Raw genomic sequence first — 16,231 nt, forward strand, 5'->3', positions numbered from 1 at the left:
CCATCCGATGGTCAGTTTCTTCCGCCGCAAGAAGCCTGAAACGCCTGCCGGCAGCGAGTCCGCGCGACGCTACAGTGCCGAGGAACTGGCGGCGGCGTTCCCGACCGCGCCATCGGGCGATGCGCCGGTCGCGCCCAGGGCGCCCGACCCGGCCCCTGTTGCGGCGCCGGTGGATGACCGGGCCGCGGTGGTCGAAAAACCGGCCGAAGCGGTGGAAGAGTCGCACGATGCGGCCCGAAAACCCGCCGTAGCGGCGGAACCAGCGGAAACCGAAGTCCCGGCGGCCGCTGTCGAGGCTCCCGCTCCGACGCCCGCAACCGCGCCGGCCGCTTTGGCCCCGGAACCCGCACCCGCGCCTCCCACCCCGGCGCCCGCCCCCCGACCCGCACCCGAAGCGCCGGCGGAACCCGACCTCCCCGGCGTCGCCAACCCTGGCGCCGCCGCGGCCCCGGCCGGCAAGCGCGGCTGGCGCGAGCGCCTGCGCGGCAGCGCGTTCGCGCGCAGCTTCGGCGGGCTGTTCTACACCAACCCGAAACTCGACGAGGACCTGCTCGACCAGATCGAGACCGCGCTGATCACCGCCGATGTCGGCGTGGCCGCGACCACCGAACTCGTCGCCGGCTTGCGCAAGCGCATGAACGCGCGCGAATTCGCCGACGCCCACGCGCTGCTGCTGGCCCTGCGCGAACAGCTGCTGGCGCTGCTGCGCCCGGTCGCCGTGCCGCTGCGGGTCGCGCGTGACGGCAAACCCTTCGTGCTGCTGACCGTGGGCGTCAACGGCGTCGGCAAGACCACCACCATCGGCAAGCTGGCCAAGCGCTTCAAGGACGAGGGCCGGCCGCTGATGCTGGCCGCCGGCGACACCTTCCGCGCCGCCGCCGTCGCGCAGCTGCAGGCCTGGGGCGAGCGCAACGGCGTGGCCGTCATCGCCCAAGGCCAGAACGCCGACGCCGCCTCGGTCGCGTTCGACGCGCTGCAAGCCGCCACCGCCCGCAACATCGAGGTGCTGATCGCCGACACCGCCGGCCGCCTGCACACCCAGCAGGGACTGATGGCCGAGCTTGGCAAGATCAAGCGCGTGCTGCAGAAGATCGACCCGTCCGCGCCGCACGAGGTGCTGATGGTGATCGACGGTACCACCGGCCAGAACGCGGTCAGCCAGTTGCGCCAGTTCCACGCCGCGGTCGGCGTGACCGGCTTGGTGGTGACCAAGCTCGACGGCACCGCCAAGGGTGGCGTGGTGTTCGCGCTGGCCCGCGAGTTCGGCATCCCGATCCGCTTCGCCGGCATCGGCGAGCGGCCGGAGGACCTGCGCGTGTTCGATGCCGAGGCATTCGTCGACGCGCTGCTGCCGGAGACGCTCGGCACCTAGCCGGGCCGGCAGGTGGAAACCGGACCGGCACCCCGCAACAGGCTGGCAACGCGACTGACTCCGCGCGGGAGGCGGCTCTGGCTTGCCGTCGCGGCGGCGTCGGTGCTGCTCGCGCTGGCGCTGACCTGGCTCGTCCAGCCGCCGCGGGTGGCCGGGCTCGTCCTCGACCGCACAGGCGCCGCGCTCGGGCTGGAGATCAGCGCCAGCGGCATCAGCGAGTACACCTTGCGCGGCAACCCGACCCTGGTCGTGCGCGACCTCGTGGCGCGGCAGCCGGGCGCTGACACGCCCGTGCTGCGGGCCGGGCGCGTGTTGCTGTCGTTGCCGTGGTCGACCCTGCGCAGCCGCGGCGCGGAACTGACCGTGGACCATGTCGAGCTGGACGCGCCCCGGCTCGACCTGGCCGCATTGCAACGCTGGCGCGAAAGTCGCCCGCCATCCGGCGAGGTGCGCATCCCGACCCTCACCGGCGGCCTGGAGGTCACCCGCGGCGAGGTCCTTGGCGATGGATGGTCGGTCGACCGCATCGCGCTGCAACTGCCGTCGCTGCATCCCGACCGCACGGTCGCCGGCCGCATCGGCGGGCGTTTCCGCAACGGCGACACCACGGTGCCGTTCGACCTGCAGGCGGTGCTGACGGCGCCGTCGATGGACGCCGCGCTGGGTGCGTCGGGCATCGCGACGGTGGTGACGCCGCAGTGGCGGCTGCCGATGCGGACGACCTTCTCGGGACGGCTGCACGACGGCGACGATGCGCTGGGGCTGGACGGGTTCCGGCTCGGCGCCGACGCCCAGCGCGTGGCGGACGGGCGCGAGCTGCCGTTCGTGTTCGGGCTGGCCGGGCCGGTGCGTTACCGCGACGGCCGCTTCACGGTCGCGCCGCTGGGCGTTGCGCTGCGCGGACCGGGGCAAGGACCGGTGCCGGACCTCGATGGTCTTGGCCGCTTCGCGTGGGACGGGGGGCTTTCGCTGGGTCTGGAAGGCACCCTCGCCGGCTGGCCCCAAGCGTGGCCGTCGCTGCCACCGCCGCTCGACCGGGCCGACGCGCCGCTGCCGTTCGCGCTCGACTACTCCGGCCCGGCCAGTCTGTCCGGACCGGCCCGCCTCAATCTGCAGCGCGGCGTGACCGCGTTCGACGCCCGCTTCCGCCTGCCCGACGTACTCGCCTGGGTCGACCGGATCGACACCGGCACGCCGCTGCCACCGCTGGACGGCACCTTCTCGACGCCGCGACTGGAAATCGCCGGCGCGACGCTCGAAGGCGTCGAGATCGAATTCAGCGAAGACCCCGCCGATGACTGAAGCATCCACCCAACGCGCCGGTGACGACACGCACCAGCAGGCCGAAGCCGCGCCACCCGCGGCCGGCGACAGCTTCGCCACCCGCCTGCTCGCCTGGTTCGACCGCAGCGGCCGCCACGACCTGCCGTGGCAGCACCCGCGCACGCCCTACCGCGTGTGGCTGTCGGAAATCATGCTGCAGCAGACCCAGGTACGGACCGCCGCGCCCTATTTCGAGCGCTTCGTCGCCGCCCTGCCCGACCTGCCCTCGCTCGCCGCCGCCGACCTCGAACAGGTGCTCGCGCTGTGGTCGGGGCTGGGCTACTACGCCCGCGCCCGCAACCTGCGCGCCGCCGCGCGCCGCTGCGTGGAACTGCACGACGGCGAGCTGCCGCGTGATATCGACGCCCTCGTCGCCCTGCCCGGCATCGGCCGCAGCACCGCCGCGGCGATCCTCTCGCAGGCCTGGGGTGACCGCCACGCGATCCTCGACGGCAACGTCAAACGCGTGCTCGCGCGCTACCACGGCATCGCCGGCTGGCCGGGCACGCCCGCGGTCGAGCGCGAGCTGTGGAAGCTGGCCGGACAACACCTGCCCGACGCGCGCATGCCCGACTACACCCAGGCGCAGATGGACCTCGGCGCGACCCTGTGCACACGCGCGGACCCGGCCTGCGTGCTGTGCCCGCTGCAGGCCGATTGCGTCGCCCGCATCGAAGGCCGCACCGCCCAGCTGCCGACGCCCCGACCCGGCAAGGTGCTGCCGCAGCGTCACGCCCACGTGCTGTGGGTCGAGGACGCCGACGGCCGCGTGCTGCTGCAACAGCGCCCGCCGACCGGCCTCTGGGCATCGCTGTGGACGCTGCCGCAGGCCGACGACATCGCCGCGGCGCGCAGGTGGTTTGACCGCCACCTGGACGGCGACTTCGACGCCGCCACCGAAACGCCGGCCATCGCCCACGCCTTCAGTCACTACAGGCTGGAACTGCGCCCGCTGCACTGGCGCGGCATCGCCCTGCGCGGCGCGGTCGGGGACAATGACGGCCTGCGCTGGGTCGCGCGCGGGCAACTGGACGCGCTCGGCATCCCCGCGCCGATCCGCCGCCTGCTCGAAACCGGGCGCTGACAACCCCCCACACGAGGTCCGCCATGCCGCGCGCCGTCTACTGCGAATACGAGAAACGCGAAACCGAGGGGCTCGATTTCGTGCCCTGGCCCGGCCCGGCCGGCAAGCGCGTCTACGCCCACATCGGCAAGGGCGCGTGGGCCGCGTGGCTCGCGCACCAGACCATGCTGATCAACGAGAACCGGCTGTCGCCGATGAACCCCGAGCACCGCGCCTTCCTCGAAGGCGAGATGCTCAAGTTCCTGTTCGGCGGCAACGCCGAGAAGCCGGCCGGCTACGTCCCGCCGGCGGCCTAGAGCGACGCGCGGGCCACGTCCTCGGCCTGCCGGATCGCCTTGACGTCGAGCGGCTGGATCGTCTCGATCCGGCACGGGATGCTGGTCGACTGGTCCAGGACCACCACGTTGTCGAGGCCGGCGAACACCGCGCCGGTCTGGTCGCTCAGTGAGATCGACCGCGCCACGTCCAGCCGCGGGCAGGCGCTGGCCAGCCGCAGCAGGTAGGCGTCGCTCGGCCGCGTCCAGACCACCAGCGCGTCGTCGCCGATCGGCTCCCAGCTGTGCAGGGTGCCGAAGTAGCTGAACTTGTTGACCGGCGCGCCGGCGTGGTCGAAGTAGATCTGCTGGCGCTGGGTCTCCGACAGCGTCGGGCCGGTGGCGCAACCGGCCAGCAGCGCGAGCGCCGCGAGCGCGGGCGACAGCCGCGCGGCGGTGAGGGTTTGCGTCTTCATGGCTGACTCCCGGGTGTTTGGCACTGGTGTCGCGTCCATCATGCCCCTCCCCGCGTTGCGCGGCACGGCACCGGCGAAGCACGTTCAGCGCGCGGCAGCTTGCCAGCTCTGCCGGCGCCCCGTATCATGCCGCTCCTCGCACGGCCCGACCGTGTAGTGGCCGGGTAGCTCAGTTGGTAGAGCAGGGGATTGAAAATCCCCGTGTCGGGGGTTCGATTCCCTCCCCGGCCACCATTCTTGAAGTGGCGTAGAACCCAAGCCCCGCAAGGCATTCAGGCCGGCGGGGCTTTTCATTGGAGGGTGCTTCGCCTTCCATCATCCCTCCTCCGGGGTAGCACGGCGATCATCCTCGCCTCGATGGGCTCGGACCTCGATCCGCAGCAACCCCGGCAGTGACCTGCCCCCACAGAGCCGTACCCGTCGAAGCTACGCAGAGTCCGTCATCCAGAATGGGCGGACATGCGCGAGAGTCGCTTCACCGCGGAGCAGCTTCAGCCCGGCCAGCTACTACGTCTGGCGGACGAAGCGGCGGCATGGAGGCCGAAGACGCCAAGCGGCTGAGGGAGCCGGAGAACAACTGTCCGCGACGCCTTCCGCCATCCCGTCAGGGTTTGACTTCATACCGGCTGGAAATCGCGACCCGGTTCCAGGCATTGACGACGATCCCATGCCACGCGATTGCTGCGACTTCGTCCGGCGAAAGGTGCATGGCCGCCGCTTCGTACCGGTCGTCGGCGAACTGCCCGTCGGAGATCAGGGTCATGGCCTCGCCCATATCCAGTGCAGCGCGCTCCTTGCCAGTGAAGTAGCCCGATTCTCGCCAAGCCGAAGCATCGCAATGCGGTCCGTTGTCTCGCCTGTGGCAAGCGCGTCCCGGGCATGCAGCCGGACGCAAAAGGCGCACTGGTTGAGCTGCGAGACGCGAAGCGCGATCAGATGGGCGAAACCGGAAGCGATGCCGGCAGCGTTCAGCGCGTTTGTCGCGGACCTGTCGAGCCCGACCACGGCCTGGTACAGGTCGGGAAGGGCTTTGCCAAGGTTGACTCGACTGGACATGGGTTTTCTCTATGCAGGGAGGGTTTGTGTGGCGGCCGGCGCGCGTCAGGCCTGAGTGGCGACGATGGTCAGCGAGGGCCCTACCCGTGTACGGAGGCGATGGGATGCGCACCTGCGAACAGATGCATGGCCGGGCCATGGCTCGGGGTCAACTCATGGCGCGAACCTGAGCATGCAGACGCCCACGACGACCAGCGCGATGCCGCCCAAACGCATCATGCTCAGCGATTCCCCGAACAGCCAGATACCCACCGCCGCGGTGCCGGCCGCCCCTATGCCCGTCCAGACGGCGTAGGCGGTGCCGACCGGCAGGACCGTCAAGCTGCGGCCCAGCAACCAGCCCTGTTCCGGCATGAGATCGGCTGCAAGGCTCAGGGAACAGGCAGCCCGTTTTGCGGGCGGGCCTGACAGCCCGGCTGAGGCGCTCGACGCCGGGAACCGTCGCGCGGCACGGTAAGGCCGCGACTCCCAACCTTGGGTTCCACACGGTGTGCAGCCAGGTACGCGTCCAAGTCCGCGACGGCATAAGCGACTCTACGGCCCAACCGTGCCTACGCGGGAGCAATACCCCTTATGCGCCAATCCTGAAGGGTTCGGACTCCCTCCCCGGCCACCATTGCTTTGATGTGTGATCAACGCGCCCGCTCGACACGCCGGCGGGCGTCTTGTTCTGGACCACCATCGTTCGCAGGCGCGAAAAAAAGGGCCCGGCAAAATACCGGGCCCGCTTCCAGCATCTGTGGGGAGCCGGCCTCAGTCCTCGGCGCTCCGGTAATGCCCCAGGTAGCGTCCGGCAGCCACCGCGTAGGCGGCCCGGGTGACCTTGCGGGTCGGGTCGAAGTACGCGTGAAGGGTCGGCTGCAGATCGTACGGCCCTTGGCTCAGGGCGAAGCGCGCGTTGATGAGGCCGAGGTCCAGCGCGAGCTGCACGTAGCCGCGCAACGGTGCCGGGATCTGCGCCGCGTCGTCGAGCGGGATCCGCTTGCCGTCATGGAACGCGGTGAGCGCACCGGTGAATCCAAGCGCCTGGTCCTGCAACGCAAGGCTCTGCACCAGCGAATACGCCAGGCTCATGCGGGTGACCGCGTCGTTCGGGCGGAACTCGCCGTTGTGCAGCCCCATCACCCCGTTCTGGGTGTAGCCGAGGTCGCGCAGGGCGGCGCCGGTGGCTATCGCGGATTCGGCGAACGGGTACGCCCGATCCGTCTGGTCCAGGTCCGAGAAGCTCGGCTGCCCGTCGAACGGCAGGTACTGGCGGATGCTGGTGCCCATCAGCAGGTACTCGGCCAGTTCGCTGCGCTTGAGGTTCTGGTCGGCCCGGAAACGCCGGTCCGAGTAGCCATCCACCAGCCGGTTGGCAACAGCGAACTCGATCGCCTTGCGTGCAGGGTGGCCGGCGATGTCGTCCATGCCGCTGTAGCCGCCGCTGTTGATGAAACCGATCTCGCCTTCCACGGTTCCGGGCGCACCGTAGCCGTTGGTGGCATCCAGCGGGTCGAGATCGGCGCCGGACACCGAACCGATGCCGCGCACGGTAATCCGCCAGGTGCCGGCCTTGCCGGGTCCGCCGGTGCTGACGCTGGGGCCGAGTTCCGGCAGCGAAATCGCCGATCCGTAGCGCACGCCATCCGGGTCGATAAGCACCAGTGCCAGGGTGTTGTCGCCGATGTCGGCCCGGGCATTCACCCAGGCCACGTCCGGGCCGACGGTGAAGCTCTGCTCCTCGACTGTGCCGACCGGTGCGAAGTCGACCGAGAACGGCAGCGGGTCGGCGCCCGGGACAACGGTGGCATTGCTGTTGAACTCGCGCAGCGCGTTGACGGTGCCGCCAAAGTCGTCACGCAGCCCGGCCGCCCCGGCGACCGCGGCGTAGGCATTGACGTGGCCGGCGCCCGCCTCCCAGAACAGGCGCCCCGTCATGTTGGTCGCGGTCCGTTCGAGGATGTCACGGACCTCGGCTGGCTTGAGCCGCGGGTTGGCCTCCAGCATCAGCGCGACGATGCCGGCGACATGCGGGGTCGCCATCGAGGTGCCGCTCATGTGTGTGTAGAACGGCAGGTGCTCGGGTGCGAGGTTGGCCGCGTCGAACTCGGCTGCCAGTGGCGGCAGCGCGCCGGTTGCGGTGCGGGTCGAGACGATGTCGACGCCGGTCGCGACCACGGTCGGTTCGTTGTAATAGGTCCACTGCACGCCGTCGGGCATGGTGAAGGTGCCGTTCTCGAAGCGCTTGCCCCGCGAGGAGAACCCGGTCAGTACCGCGTCCTTCTCGCCGGCCCCCACCGAGATCACCCACGGTGCCTGCGCGTACGGGTTGTGGGTGTCCTCGCCGGGACCGTCGTTGCCGGCGGCGAAGACGCTGACGATACCGCGCTTGTACAACTCGTAGGTGGCGATGTTGACCGGATTCAGCGGGTCGAAATCGCCGGAGCTTCCCCACGAGTTGCTGGTGACGCGGATCGGCGCGTCGAAGCTGAACTGGTTGGTCGCGGCGTAGTCCAGGCCGCCGACCGCATCGAGGATGAACAGCACCGCGCCGGAGCCGTAGCCAACCAGGTCCGCGCCCGGTGCGACACCGCGATAGAGGCCGTTCGAGCGTTCTCCGCTGCCGGCGATGGTGCCGGCGAGGTGGGTGCCGTGGCCCGAGCCCAGGTCGGTATTGGGCTGGCCCTCCAGGTAGGTCATGGGCACGAAGCCCGGCGCCAGGTCCGCGGCCACCTCGGCGAGGATGTTCTGCGGGGCCAGCACGTTCTCCACCACGCGCTCGCCGAGCTTGATGTCCTCGTGGGTCGCGTCGACACCGGAATCGTTGACCACGACGGTCACGCCGCGACCGCTGAACGGAATCGCCTGGCCGAAATCGCCCGGCCGGTCGACCGTGTGCTCGGCCCCCGAGACCTGCCGCGCCTCCTTGTTGAAGTAGCGCAGCGGCGCGTTGAAGCGGATCGACAGTACATCGTCGCGTGCCGCCAGCGCGCGGATCTCGGAGGGCGTCGCGAGCGCCCCGGCGATCGGCAGGATGCGCATGGTGACGCCGCGGTCGATCCCCAGCGACTCCAGCGTCGCTATCTGGCTGGCGCTGACGGGGGTCGACTGGTCGTAGCTGACCACCACCTGCAACTCGTCGGTTGCGCCCGCCGCGGCCATCCGGGCCAGCAGTTGCGGATCGAGGTCGGCGTCGGCGAGCGCCATTCCGCTGGCGATCATGCCGGCGGCGATGGCGCAGATGCGGAAGGAACGACGGTGGGCTATCACGGGGGACTGGACAGGCATGGTGGCTCCGGATTGAGGATTGCAGGGGGTGCCGCCAGTGTTCCCACCCCGCGGCGCCACGTTCCATCCGGGGTTGCCACCACCCGCCACAGGGGAAAACACCCAGCCGGCCGGGCTTCAACCCGCCGCCGTGGGTGGAACCCCCTACAGACCCGCGCGGGCGGGTGTATTACGCTCGGGCCATCGTGTCTGTTCTCCGGAGATCCGGTATGTCGTCGCCCCGGTCGAAACTCCACGCCATTGCCGGCGCACTGCTCACCACCCTGCTGGCGCTTGCCGCACCGGCCGCGGCCCAGTCGCTGCCGGTCACGGTGAATGCCAGCGGCAACACCGCCACCGCGACAGTCGGCCTGCCCGGCCAGGTCCTGGCCGACCTCACCATCACTTTTGACGAAGCGTCCGGACTGAGCGCCTCCAGCCTGGGCGTCAGCGCCCGTCTGGTGGACCTGTCGGACCCGACACTGCTCGCGCGACTGCCAGACCTGTCCCTGGTCGAACTCGACTCCGCGCTGCCGTTGATGATCACTATCGAACCGCCGCCGCTCGGCGGGCTGGCCTTCCACCGCACCGCCCGGGTGGAAGTGCACACGCACCTGCTCGATTACGCCCCGGCCACGCCGTACCGCCTGATCAAGGCCCCACTGGGCGGCGCGTTCCGCGACATCACTTCGGATGTTTCCCCCGGCAGCGTCCGTGCGCGCGGCACCACCGGCGGCTTCTCGCAATTCCTGGTAGTGGCCGACCTGCGGGAGACCGGCAGCGTCATCGACACCAAGTTCCACCGCCTGCGGGGCCTCGTCGACGGGCTGCCGGTCACCGAGCAGCCGGCTTTCCGCTCGAGGCTCGACGCGGCCGAAGCCGCTGTGCGGCACGGCGACTACCCCGCTGCGATGGCGGCACTCGACGCGATCCGTGCGCATGCCGCGGCCCGGGCCGGGACAGGCATCGAGGACGAATGGCGTGCCGCCGGAGGCAGCCGCAACGACGCAGGCGAAATCATCGCTGGCGCCGAGACCCTGCAGTTCAGCATCGCCTTCCTGCGGGACTACGGCCAGTAGTCGCCGCCCACACCGCCCGCCGCGGCGGGCACCGGCCGCTGGCCCACCACGCGCGCCCAGGCGCTAAGATGCCTCGATGCAGGCGCGACTGATCGCCTATCCGCCCGAGGACGCCGCACTGATCCGATTGATCGGACCGGGCGACGTGATCGATGTCGGGCGCGATCCGGTCAGCGGACTGGTACTCGACCACTCATCCGTGTCGCGAGCGCACGCGCGGTTGCACGGTGCGGCCGACCATTTCCGCCTGCTCGATCTCGATAGCAAGAACGGCAGTTTCGTCGACGGTTTCCGCTGCCGCGACATCCGCCTGCCGGCCTCGTGCTGGCTGCGATTCGGCGACGTGTATTGCGAGCTGGTTCCGGTCAGCGAGGCTGAACTGGCCAGCGCCGAAACGGGATTGCAGCAGCGCAGGCTGCAGGCAACCGCACACACCGCCCGCATCCAGGGGCTTACCCGGCTGGACGACCTGCTCGAGGCCACGCTGCGTGCAGTGCTGGAACTCGCGCAGTGCGAGCGCGGGTTCGTGCTGCTTGCCGCGTCCGACGGAACCACCGCCGACTGGACCGTCCGGTCCTGCCTTTCGCTGGAACCCGCCGCGCTCGCCGGCCGCGAGTTCTCCGGCAGCGTCGGCGCGGTGCAGCAGGCCATCCGGCAGCACCGGCCGGTGATCGCCAACGACGTGAGCCGCGTGGGCTGGCTGGCCCGGCGCGATTCCGTGGTCATGGCCGGCATTAGCGCCCTCGCCTGTCTGCCGCTGATCGACGGCGACCGCATCCTCGGCGCGTTGTATGTCGACCGCCTGTCGCACGGACCCGCCCTCAGCACGCTCGACGTCGAGCTGCTGAAGGCATTCACCGAGAACGCAGCGGTCTGGATCTCCGCCCGGCGCGCCAGCGAGGTGCTGGACGCCCGCGCGAAGTCGTTGCCAGACTGGGGACGGATCGTCGCCGCGCACCCACTCGCAGCCTTCGGCGACGCATGACCGGCCAGCAACCGCCAGGATCTCCCCGGGCGGCCGCCGAGACCGCTACGGGCATCCACCTGCCACTCGACCTCGTGCCCGGCACGGTGCTCGCCGGCCGTTTCCGAATCGAGTCGATGCTCGGCGTCGGCGGCATGGGGGTGGTGTACCGGGCCACCGACGACACCCTCGGGGTGCCGGTCGCGCTCAAGCTGCTGCGGCCCGAACTCGCGCGGCGGACCGACGCGATCGAACGGTTCCGCGACGAACTGCTGATGGCCCGGCAGGTGTCTAGCCCACACGTGGTGCGCATCCACGACATCGTCCGGCATGACGACCAGTGGCTGATCAGCATGGACCTGATCGACGGTGAGTCGCTCGGCCGACGGCTCGACCGCGAATGCCGCCTGCCCGTCCACGAAGCCCTGCGCATCACCCGCCAGGTCGCCGAGGGGCTTGGTGCCGCGCACGCGCGCGGGGTGGTCCATCGCGACCTCAAGCCGGCGAACATCCTGCTGGACGCGTCCGGCGACGCCTACATCACCGATTTCGGCGTCGCCCGGTCGCTGTCGAGCAGCGGCCTGACCCGCTCGGGCGCGGTGGTCGGCACCCCCGACTACCTGTCGCCGGAACAGGCACGGGGCGAAGCGGTGGACGGCCGCAGCGACCTCTACGCGCTGGGCCTTATCCTGTACGAGATGCTTGCCGGGCAGCAGGCCTTTGCCGGCGGCACCGTCACCGAGGTGCTGGCGCAACGCATGGTCCGCACGCCCGCCCCGGTCACCGCCCTCCAGCCCGATGTCCCGACATGGGTGGCACGCCTGGTCGACCGGCTGCTCCGGCCGCGTGCGGCACACCGTTTTGCGGACGCGGCCGCGGTAGTCCAGGCCATCGACCGCAAGGAGGTCCCGCGCGACGTGGCGCCGCCACGCCGCGCGGTGTGGGCGGTGGCGCTGCTGCTGTTGTTCGCGTCGCTGGCGGTGGCTGGATGGTGGTGGTCCCAGCGCACGCCGGTGTCCGTCGCTCCGGTGGCACCGACCACGCTCGACAGGCTCATGGTGTTGCCGGTTACGACCCCCGACGGGCGCATCGACGACCCGCGGCTCGCCGCCCTCGGCGCCCATCTGCGCCAGGCGATCACGGCGGGGGCCGGGGGCGCCGTGGTCGACGATGAGCGCACCTGGCAGGTCCTGCGGCAACTCGAACCCACCGGGCGCGCGACCGCCGACATCGATGCTCTCCACGTGGTCGGGGTGGCCGAACGCATCCTGCAACCGGTGTTGCAGCAACGCGACGGGCGGGTTCGCATCCATTCGACGCTGTACCGGCACAACGGCGGCGCGACCACCATCACCGGCCCCTTTGCGGACGACGCCGTCGCTGCCCTGCAGGCGTGGGCCGAGCACGCGACCAGCGGGCTGCCCGTCGTCGGCCAGACCGGGCTCGACCTGGCGCTGCCGGAGTCGCCTGCGGCCCTCGATGCACTCGGCCAGGGGCTGATCGCGCAACGGGCAGGGGCGCTGGGCGATGCCCTGGGACATCTCCGCGACGCCACGTCGCTGGCTCCCGACTACGCACTGGCCTGGCTGTCCCTGGTGGACACCGCCCTCGCGATCGGCGAGCACGACGTGGCGGAGACGGCCATCGACAAGGCAGTCGCGTCGGCCACCACCGGGACCGGGCTGGCGCCGCGAATACAGGCGCGGCAGGCACTCCTGGAAGGCGACCCGACCCGCGCAGTGGCGTCGTGGCGTGCCCTAGCCGAGCGCCAGCCGGACGACACCAGCCTCGCCCTCGAACTGGCCCGCGCGCAAGGCGCCGGCGGCGACTTCACCGGCGCGCTCGCGACGCTGCGGCAGCTGGTCCAGCGGGACGACAACGACCCGCGCGTCTGGTTCGAGCTCGGCAAGTTCTCTATCCTGAGCGGCGATGCGCGCCGGGCGGTGGACGACCACCTCGTACGTGCACTTGTGCTGTACAAGCGCAGCCGCAACGGCTTCGGCGAAGCGGAGACCGTCAACGCGCTGGGCGTCGGCTACGGCCGGCTCGGCCAGACCGCCGACGCGATCGAGCAGTACCGCAAGGCGGTGGAGTTGCGCGGCCTGGTCGGCAATCGGCGCGGGGTTGCCACCAGCCTGCGCAACCTGGCCAATCTCTACGCGCTCACCGGCGACTTCGAGCAGGCGGCGGGGCACCTCGCGCGCGCGCGGACGCTCCACGAGGAGCTCGGCGACCGTGCCGGGCTGGCCGCCGTGGAGAACGAGTTGGGCCTGCTGCTCGAGGAGCGCGGCGACTACCTGGCCGCGCTGCAGGCGTTCCAGCGGTCGCTGCGCGCATGGCGCGACGCCGTCGACCCGCACGGCGTGGCCCAGGCGCTCAACGACATCGGCTTCGCCAACTACCAGCTCGGCGACTACAACGATGCACAGGTCTATTGGCGGCAGGCCGCCACGGCCCACGCCGACCTCGGCAACCGGACGGGCCTGATCCGCACCACGCAAAACCTTGGCCTGCTCGACACCGCGCGGGGTGAATGGGACCGGGCACGCCAGCGCCTGCTCACGTCTCTGGCGGAGGCGGAGCAACAGCAGATGGTCGAGGAAGCGGCGGTCAGCCACCGCAACCTCGCCGAACTGGAGTTGCTGCAGGGTCACCTCGACGCCGCGCTCGAACAGGCCGACGCGGCCGCGTCGATGTTCGAGCATCGCGACGACCAGCGCGGCCGGGTCGACGCGGTTTTGCTCACGGTACAGGCGCTCATCGCTGCCGGGGCGCCCGCCGAGGCCGCCGCCCGCCTGGCCGAGATCCAGCCGTCGCTGCAGGAGGCATCGCTCGAACAGCAGGCGATCGCCCGGCTTGTGCGCGCCCGGCTGCCACCCGCCGCGGGTTCGCCAGTCGCGACGGCCGAACTGGAGCACGCCGCCCGGCTGGCCGCCGCCTCCGGCGTGCGGGCCCTGCAGTTGCAGATCGCGCTGCAACGCGCGCGGATCACAGGCACGTTGCCGGCGGATCTCGATGCCGGGACCGAGTCGCTGGGCCACGCCACGCTGCGCCTGGCGTGGCTCGAACTGGCCATGCGGCAGGCTCTGCAGCGCGGTGATCCCGGCGCCGCCGTCACCGCATACCGCGAGGCGGCGCGCCTGCTACGCAATGGCGACCACCTTGATGCCGGCGCCCTCCACCGGCTCGGCGCCGCGGCGCATGCCGCCTCCGGCGACACCGCAGGCGAGGAGGCCGCGCTGCGGCTCGCCCGCGACGCCGACGCCACCCGGCGACGGCGACTGCCCACCCGCCTGCGCGACGAGCGGAGCGCCGCCGCAAACGCATCGCAACGGAGTGCTCGATGACTGTTTCCCCCTCGCCCTCCCCGGACCACACCTCCCTGCCCGAACTGCGCGAACAGTACCGGCGCCTGCTGCATCGGCTGGAAGCGAATGAACGCGAGTTCCGCCGCCTGGCGCGCTCGGTATGGCGGGTGCAGGAGGACGAGCGCAGGCGCATCGCGCGCGAACTCCACGACGGCATCGGCCAGAACCTCACCGCGCTCAAGCACCGCATCGCGCAGCTCGGCAGCGACCTGTCAGCCGGCACCGGTGCCCACGCCCGCGTCGACGCCGCCTTGGCGCTATGCAGCGACACCCTAGAGGACACCCGCCAGCTGTCCCGGCTGTTGCGGCCAGCGATCCTCGACGACCTGGGCCTCGAAGCCGCGCTGCGATGGCTGGCGCGCAGCCAGGGCGAGGCCAGTGGCCTGGCGGTGACGGTCGAAACGGAGCCGCTGCCGCGCCTCGCCGACGATCTGCAGACGCTTCTGTTCCGGGTGGCGCAGGAGGCGCTGGGCAACGTGGCCCGGCACGCCGGCGCGGCCAACGTGCTCATCCGTCTTATAGCTCGCAACGAACACCTCCAGCTGCAGGTGCTGGACGACGGCCGCGGCTGCGACCCGGCCACCGCACCGGCATCGGGTGGCAGCGGCCTAGGTGGCATGCGCGAACGCCTGCGGCTGCACGGCGGACGGCTGGAGCTGCATTCGAGTCCCGGCAACGGCACCCGGGTGCGCGCCGTCGTCCCGCTTGACGACGACTAGGGGGTCGCGCACGTTAGCGCGATGCATCCCATCCGCGTCCTTATCGCCGATGACCACACGCTGGTCCGCGAAAGCCTGGTCGGCGTGCTGCAGGCGGACGGCGAGGTGGTGGTGGTTGGGCAGGCCGCCGATGGTCCGGGTCTGCTGGCCCTGGCAGCCGTAGCCCGGCCCGACGTGGTTATCACCGATATCTCGATGCCGGGACTCAACGGTATCGAGGTGGTGAGACGTCTGCACGAGCAGTTGCCCGAGGCGCGGGTGCTGGTGCTGACCATGCACCAAGAGGACGAGTACGTGCTGCAGGCGGTGCGTTCCGGCGCCTCGGGATACCTGGTCAAGGACAGCCCGACCACCGACCTGATAGCAGCGGTGCATGCACTCGCCGAAGGCCGGAGCTATTTCGGGGCGCAGGCTTCGCGTGCCCTGGCGGCACAGCTGCAGGACCCGCAGCGCCGGGTCGAGGACCCATACGGGCGCCTCACCGCGCGCGAACGCGAGGTCTTCCACCTGATCGCCGAGGGTCTCACCACCAAGGAAATCGCGCGTCGGCTGGACATCAGCCCGAAGACCGGCGAGAACCACCGTGCCCGCGTGCTGGCCAAGCTGGAGATGCGCAATACCGCCGAGCTGGTGCGTTATGCACTGCGCCGCGGCCTGCTCGACTGACCGCGCCAGCCCCACCATTCGCCGTAGTATCCTCGGGCTTCCACACGGCGGAGCGTGCAGCATGGCGGGCAGGACCTGGGGGCGGTGGTTGGCGGTGGCGACGGTAGGGCTTGTGCTTGCAGCGTGCACGAGCGGCCCGGTGCGCCGGGTGTCGGAGCCTTCCGCGCGGATCCAGCAGCTCACCGTGCGCGCCGACGGCAACTGGTCGGTCGACCTGCGGCTGGAGAACTACAGCAGCATCCCGATGCGGTTCGACGCGATCAGCCTCGCGCTGGAGGTCGACGGCCACGCCGCGGGCACGCTCGTCGCCCGGCCGGGCATCACCATCGGGCCGGAGTCGGCGGATGTCGACGAAGTCGTGCTGGTGCCGTCGGCGGCGGCCAAGTTCGCGGTGGCGCAGGCGCTCGGGCGCGGCGAGGCGGTGGACTACTCGCTCGAAGGGTCGGTCACCGCGACCCCCGACGAAGCGGGCCAGCGCGTGTTCGACGACCTCTCGCGCCGCAGTGCGTTGAGCCCGGCGCCGGGGCTGCCCGGCGTCATGCGCTGACACGCTCCGGCGGCACACCTTTTTCTTTTGCCCGGCGCGGTCGCCCGTGCCGGCGCCCCACATCCAACGAGGCA

At 70.9% G+C, this 16,231-nt stretch carries 15 protein-coding genes and 1 tRNA gene; 11 read left to right on the forward strand and 5 right to left on the reverse strand.

Translation table 11 applies throughout. From position 1 onward, the window contains the following. Positions 1-7: 7 nt before the first annotated feature. The 4 genes from ftsY (at position 8) to N799_RS02165 (ending at position 4,075) form a co-directional block, all read left to right on the forward strand. Positions 8-1,372, forward strand: coding sequence for a signal recognition particle-docking protein FtsY (ftsY, locus tag N799_RS02150; RefSeq protein WP_036207133.1), 1,365 nt, complete (start codon positions 8-10; stop codon positions 1,370-1,372). Between the two features lie 102 nt (positions 1,373-1,474). Next, on the forward strand, positions 1,475-2,674 hold the full coding sequence (locus N799_RS02155; protein ID WP_036207136.1) for an AsmA family protein: 1,200 nt from the start codon (positions 1,475-1,477) through the stop codon (positions 2,672-2,674). Further along, positions 2,667-3,779 carry an A/G-specific adenine glycosylase gene (gene mutY / locus N799_RS02160; RefSeq protein ID WP_052101010.1) on the forward strand — a complete coding sequence of 371 codons (1,113 nt, stop codon included), beginning with the start codon at positions 2,667-2,669 and terminating at the stop codon, positions 3,777-3,779. Before N799_RS02155 ends, mutY begins: the two co-directional genes overlap by 8 nt. Positions 3,780-3,802: 23 nt before the next feature. Next, on the forward strand, positions 3,803-4,075 hold the full coding sequence (locus tag N799_RS02165) for an oxidative damage protection protein (RefSeq protein WP_036207139.1): 273 nt from the start codon (positions 3,803-3,805) through the stop codon (positions 4,073-4,075). Here the strand turns inward: N799_RS02165 and N799_RS02170 are convergent. Continuing rightward, on the reverse strand, positions 4,072-4,509 hold the full coding sequence (locus tag N799_RS02170; protein ID WP_052101013.1) for a DUF6491 family protein: 438 nt from the start codon (positions 4,507-4,509) through the stop codon (positions 4,072-4,074). The two genes, N799_RS02165 and N799_RS02170, sit on opposite strands and share 4 nt — an antisense overlap. A 158-nt stretch (positions 4,510-4,667) precedes the next feature. On the opposite strand from N799_RS02170, the gene N799_RS02175 reads away from it, so the two are divergent. After that, positions 4,668-4,743 (forward strand) — tRNA-Phe (locus tag N799_RS02175). 370 nt (positions 4,744-5,113) lie between these two features. Here N799_RS02175 and N799_RS15770 read toward each other — a convergent pair. The 4 genes from N799_RS15770 to N799_RS02190 form a co-directional block, all read right to left on the reverse strand. Beyond that, the gene (locus tag N799_RS15770; RefSeq protein ID WP_203225010.1) at positions 5,114-5,272 is read right to left on the reverse strand and encodes a carboxymuconolactone decarboxylase family protein; all 159 of its coding nucleotides are present in this window, start codon (positions 5,270-5,272) and stop codon (positions 5,114-5,116) included. Continuing rightward, positions 5,269-5,565 carry a carboxymuconolactone decarboxylase family protein gene (locus N799_RS02180; protein ID WP_203225011.1) on the reverse strand — a complete coding sequence of 99 codons (297 nt, stop codon included), beginning with the start codon at positions 5,563-5,565 and terminating at the stop codon, positions 5,269-5,271. The genes N799_RS15770 and N799_RS02180 overlap by 4 nt, the downstream gene beginning before the upstream one ends. A gap of 153 nt (positions 5,566-5,718) precedes the next feature. Further along, a complete protein-coding gene (locus N799_RS02185; protein ID WP_052101016.1) occupies positions 5,719-5,919 on the reverse strand; it encodes a DMT family transporter in 201 nt (66 codons plus the stop codon). Between the two features lie 399 nt (positions 5,920-6,318). After that, positions 6,319-8,835 carry a S8 family peptidase gene (locus N799_RS02190; protein WP_203225012.1) on the reverse strand — a complete coding sequence of 839 codons (2,517 nt, stop codon included), beginning with the start codon at positions 8,833-8,835 and terminating at the stop codon, positions 6,319-6,321. Between the two features lie 209 nt (positions 8,836-9,044). On the opposite strand from N799_RS02190, the gene N799_RS02195 reads away from it, so the two are divergent. The 6 genes from N799_RS02195 to N799_RS02220 all read left to right on the forward strand — a co-directional run bounded on the left by N799_RS02195 (position 9,045) and on the right by N799_RS02220 (position 16,157). Beyond that, entirely contained in the window at positions 9,045-9,893 is an 849-nt protein-coding gene (locus tag N799_RS02195; RefSeq protein ID WP_052101021.1) for a DUF6689 family protein, read from the forward strand. A gap of 76 nt (positions 9,894-9,969) precedes the next feature. Further along, entirely contained in the window at positions 9,970-10,878 is a 909-nt protein-coding gene (locus N799_RS02200) for a GAF domain-containing protein (protein WP_052101024.1), read from the forward strand. Beyond that, on the forward strand, positions 10,875-14,204 hold the full coding sequence (locus N799_RS02205) for a protein kinase domain-containing protein (RefSeq protein WP_052101027.1): 3,330 nt from the start codon (positions 10,875-10,877) through the stop codon (positions 14,202-14,204). The genes N799_RS02200 and N799_RS02205 overlap by 4 nt, the downstream gene beginning before the upstream one ends. Further along, a complete protein-coding gene (locus N799_RS02210) occupies positions 14,201-14,944 on the forward strand; it encodes a sensor histidine kinase (RefSeq protein ID WP_036207142.1) in 744 nt (247 codons plus the stop codon). Before N799_RS02205 ends, N799_RS02210 begins: the two co-directional genes overlap by 4 nt. 21 nt (positions 14,945-14,965) lie before the next feature. Beyond that, the gene (locus N799_RS02215; RefSeq protein WP_036207145.1) at positions 14,966-15,610 is read left to right on the forward strand and encodes a response regulator; all 645 of its coding nucleotides are present in this window, start codon (positions 14,966-14,968) and stop codon (positions 15,608-15,610) included. A gap of 61 nt (positions 15,611-15,671) precedes the next feature. Beyond that, on the forward strand, positions 15,672-16,157 hold the full coding sequence (locus N799_RS02220; RefSeq protein WP_052101030.1) for an LEA type 2 family protein: 486 nt from the start codon (positions 15,672-15,674) through the stop codon (positions 16,155-16,157). Positions 16,158-16,231 lie beyond the last annotated feature (74 nt).

The sequence above is a fragment of the Lysobacter arseniciresistens ZS79 genome, from assembly GCF_000768335.1.
Lineage (GTDB): Bacteria > Pseudomonadota > Gammaproteobacteria > Xanthomonadales > Xanthomonadaceae > Novilysobacter > Novilysobacter arseniciresistens.

Coding starts and splice junctions, on each gene's coding strand:
- mutY (WP_052101010.1), top strand. CDS start 2,667: ATGACTGAAGCATCCACCCAACGCGCCGGTGACGACACGCACCAGCAG.
- N799_RS02215 (WP_036207145.1), top strand. CDS start 14,966: ATGCATCCCATCCGCGTCCTTATCGCCGATGACCACACGCTGGTCCGC.
- N799_RS02210 (WP_036207142.1), top strand. CDS start 14,201: ATGACTGTTTCCCCCTCGCCCTCCCCGGACCACACCTCCCTGCCCGAA.
- N799_RS02200 (WP_052101024.1), top strand. CDS start 9,970: ATGCAGGCGCGACTGATCGCCTATCCGCCCGAGGACGCCGCACTGATC.
- N799_RS02170 (WP_052101013.1), bottom strand. CDS start 4,509: ATGAAGACGCAAACCCTCACCGCCGCGCGGCTGTCGCCCGCGCTCGCG.
- N799_RS02220 (WP_052101030.1), top strand. CDS start 15,672: ATGGCGGGCAGGACCTGGGGGCGGTGGTTGGCGGTGGCGACGGTAGGG.
- N799_RS02205 (WP_052101027.1), top strand. CDS start 10,875: ATGACCGGCCAGCAACCGCCAGGATCTCCCCGGGCGGCCGCCGAGACC.
- N799_RS02190 (WP_203225012.1), bottom strand. CDS start 8,835: ATGCCTGTCCAGTCCCCCGTGATAGCCCACCGTCGTTCCTTCCGCATC.
- N799_RS02165 (WP_036207139.1), top strand. CDS start 3,803: ATGCCGCGCGCCGTCTACTGCGAATACGAGAAACGCGAAACCGAGGGG.
- N799_RS02195 (WP_052101021.1), top strand. CDS start 9,045: ATGTCGTCGCCCCGGTCGAAACTCCACGCCATTGCCGGCGCACTGCTC.
- ftsY (WP_036207133.1), top strand. CDS start 8: ATGGTCAGTTTCTTCCGCCGCAAGAAGCCTGAAACGCCTGCCGGCAGC.
- N799_RS02185 (WP_052101016.1), bottom strand. CDS start 5,919: ATGCCGGAACAGGGCTGGTTGCTGGGCCGCAGCTTGACGGTCCTGCCG.
- N799_RS15770 (WP_203225010.1), bottom strand. CDS start 5,272: ATGACCCTGATCTCCGACGGGCAGTTCGCCGACGACCGGTACGAAGCG.
- N799_RS02180 (WP_203225011.1), bottom strand. CDS start 5,565: ATGTCCAGTCGAGTCAACCTTGGCAAAGCCCTTCCCGACCTGTACCAG.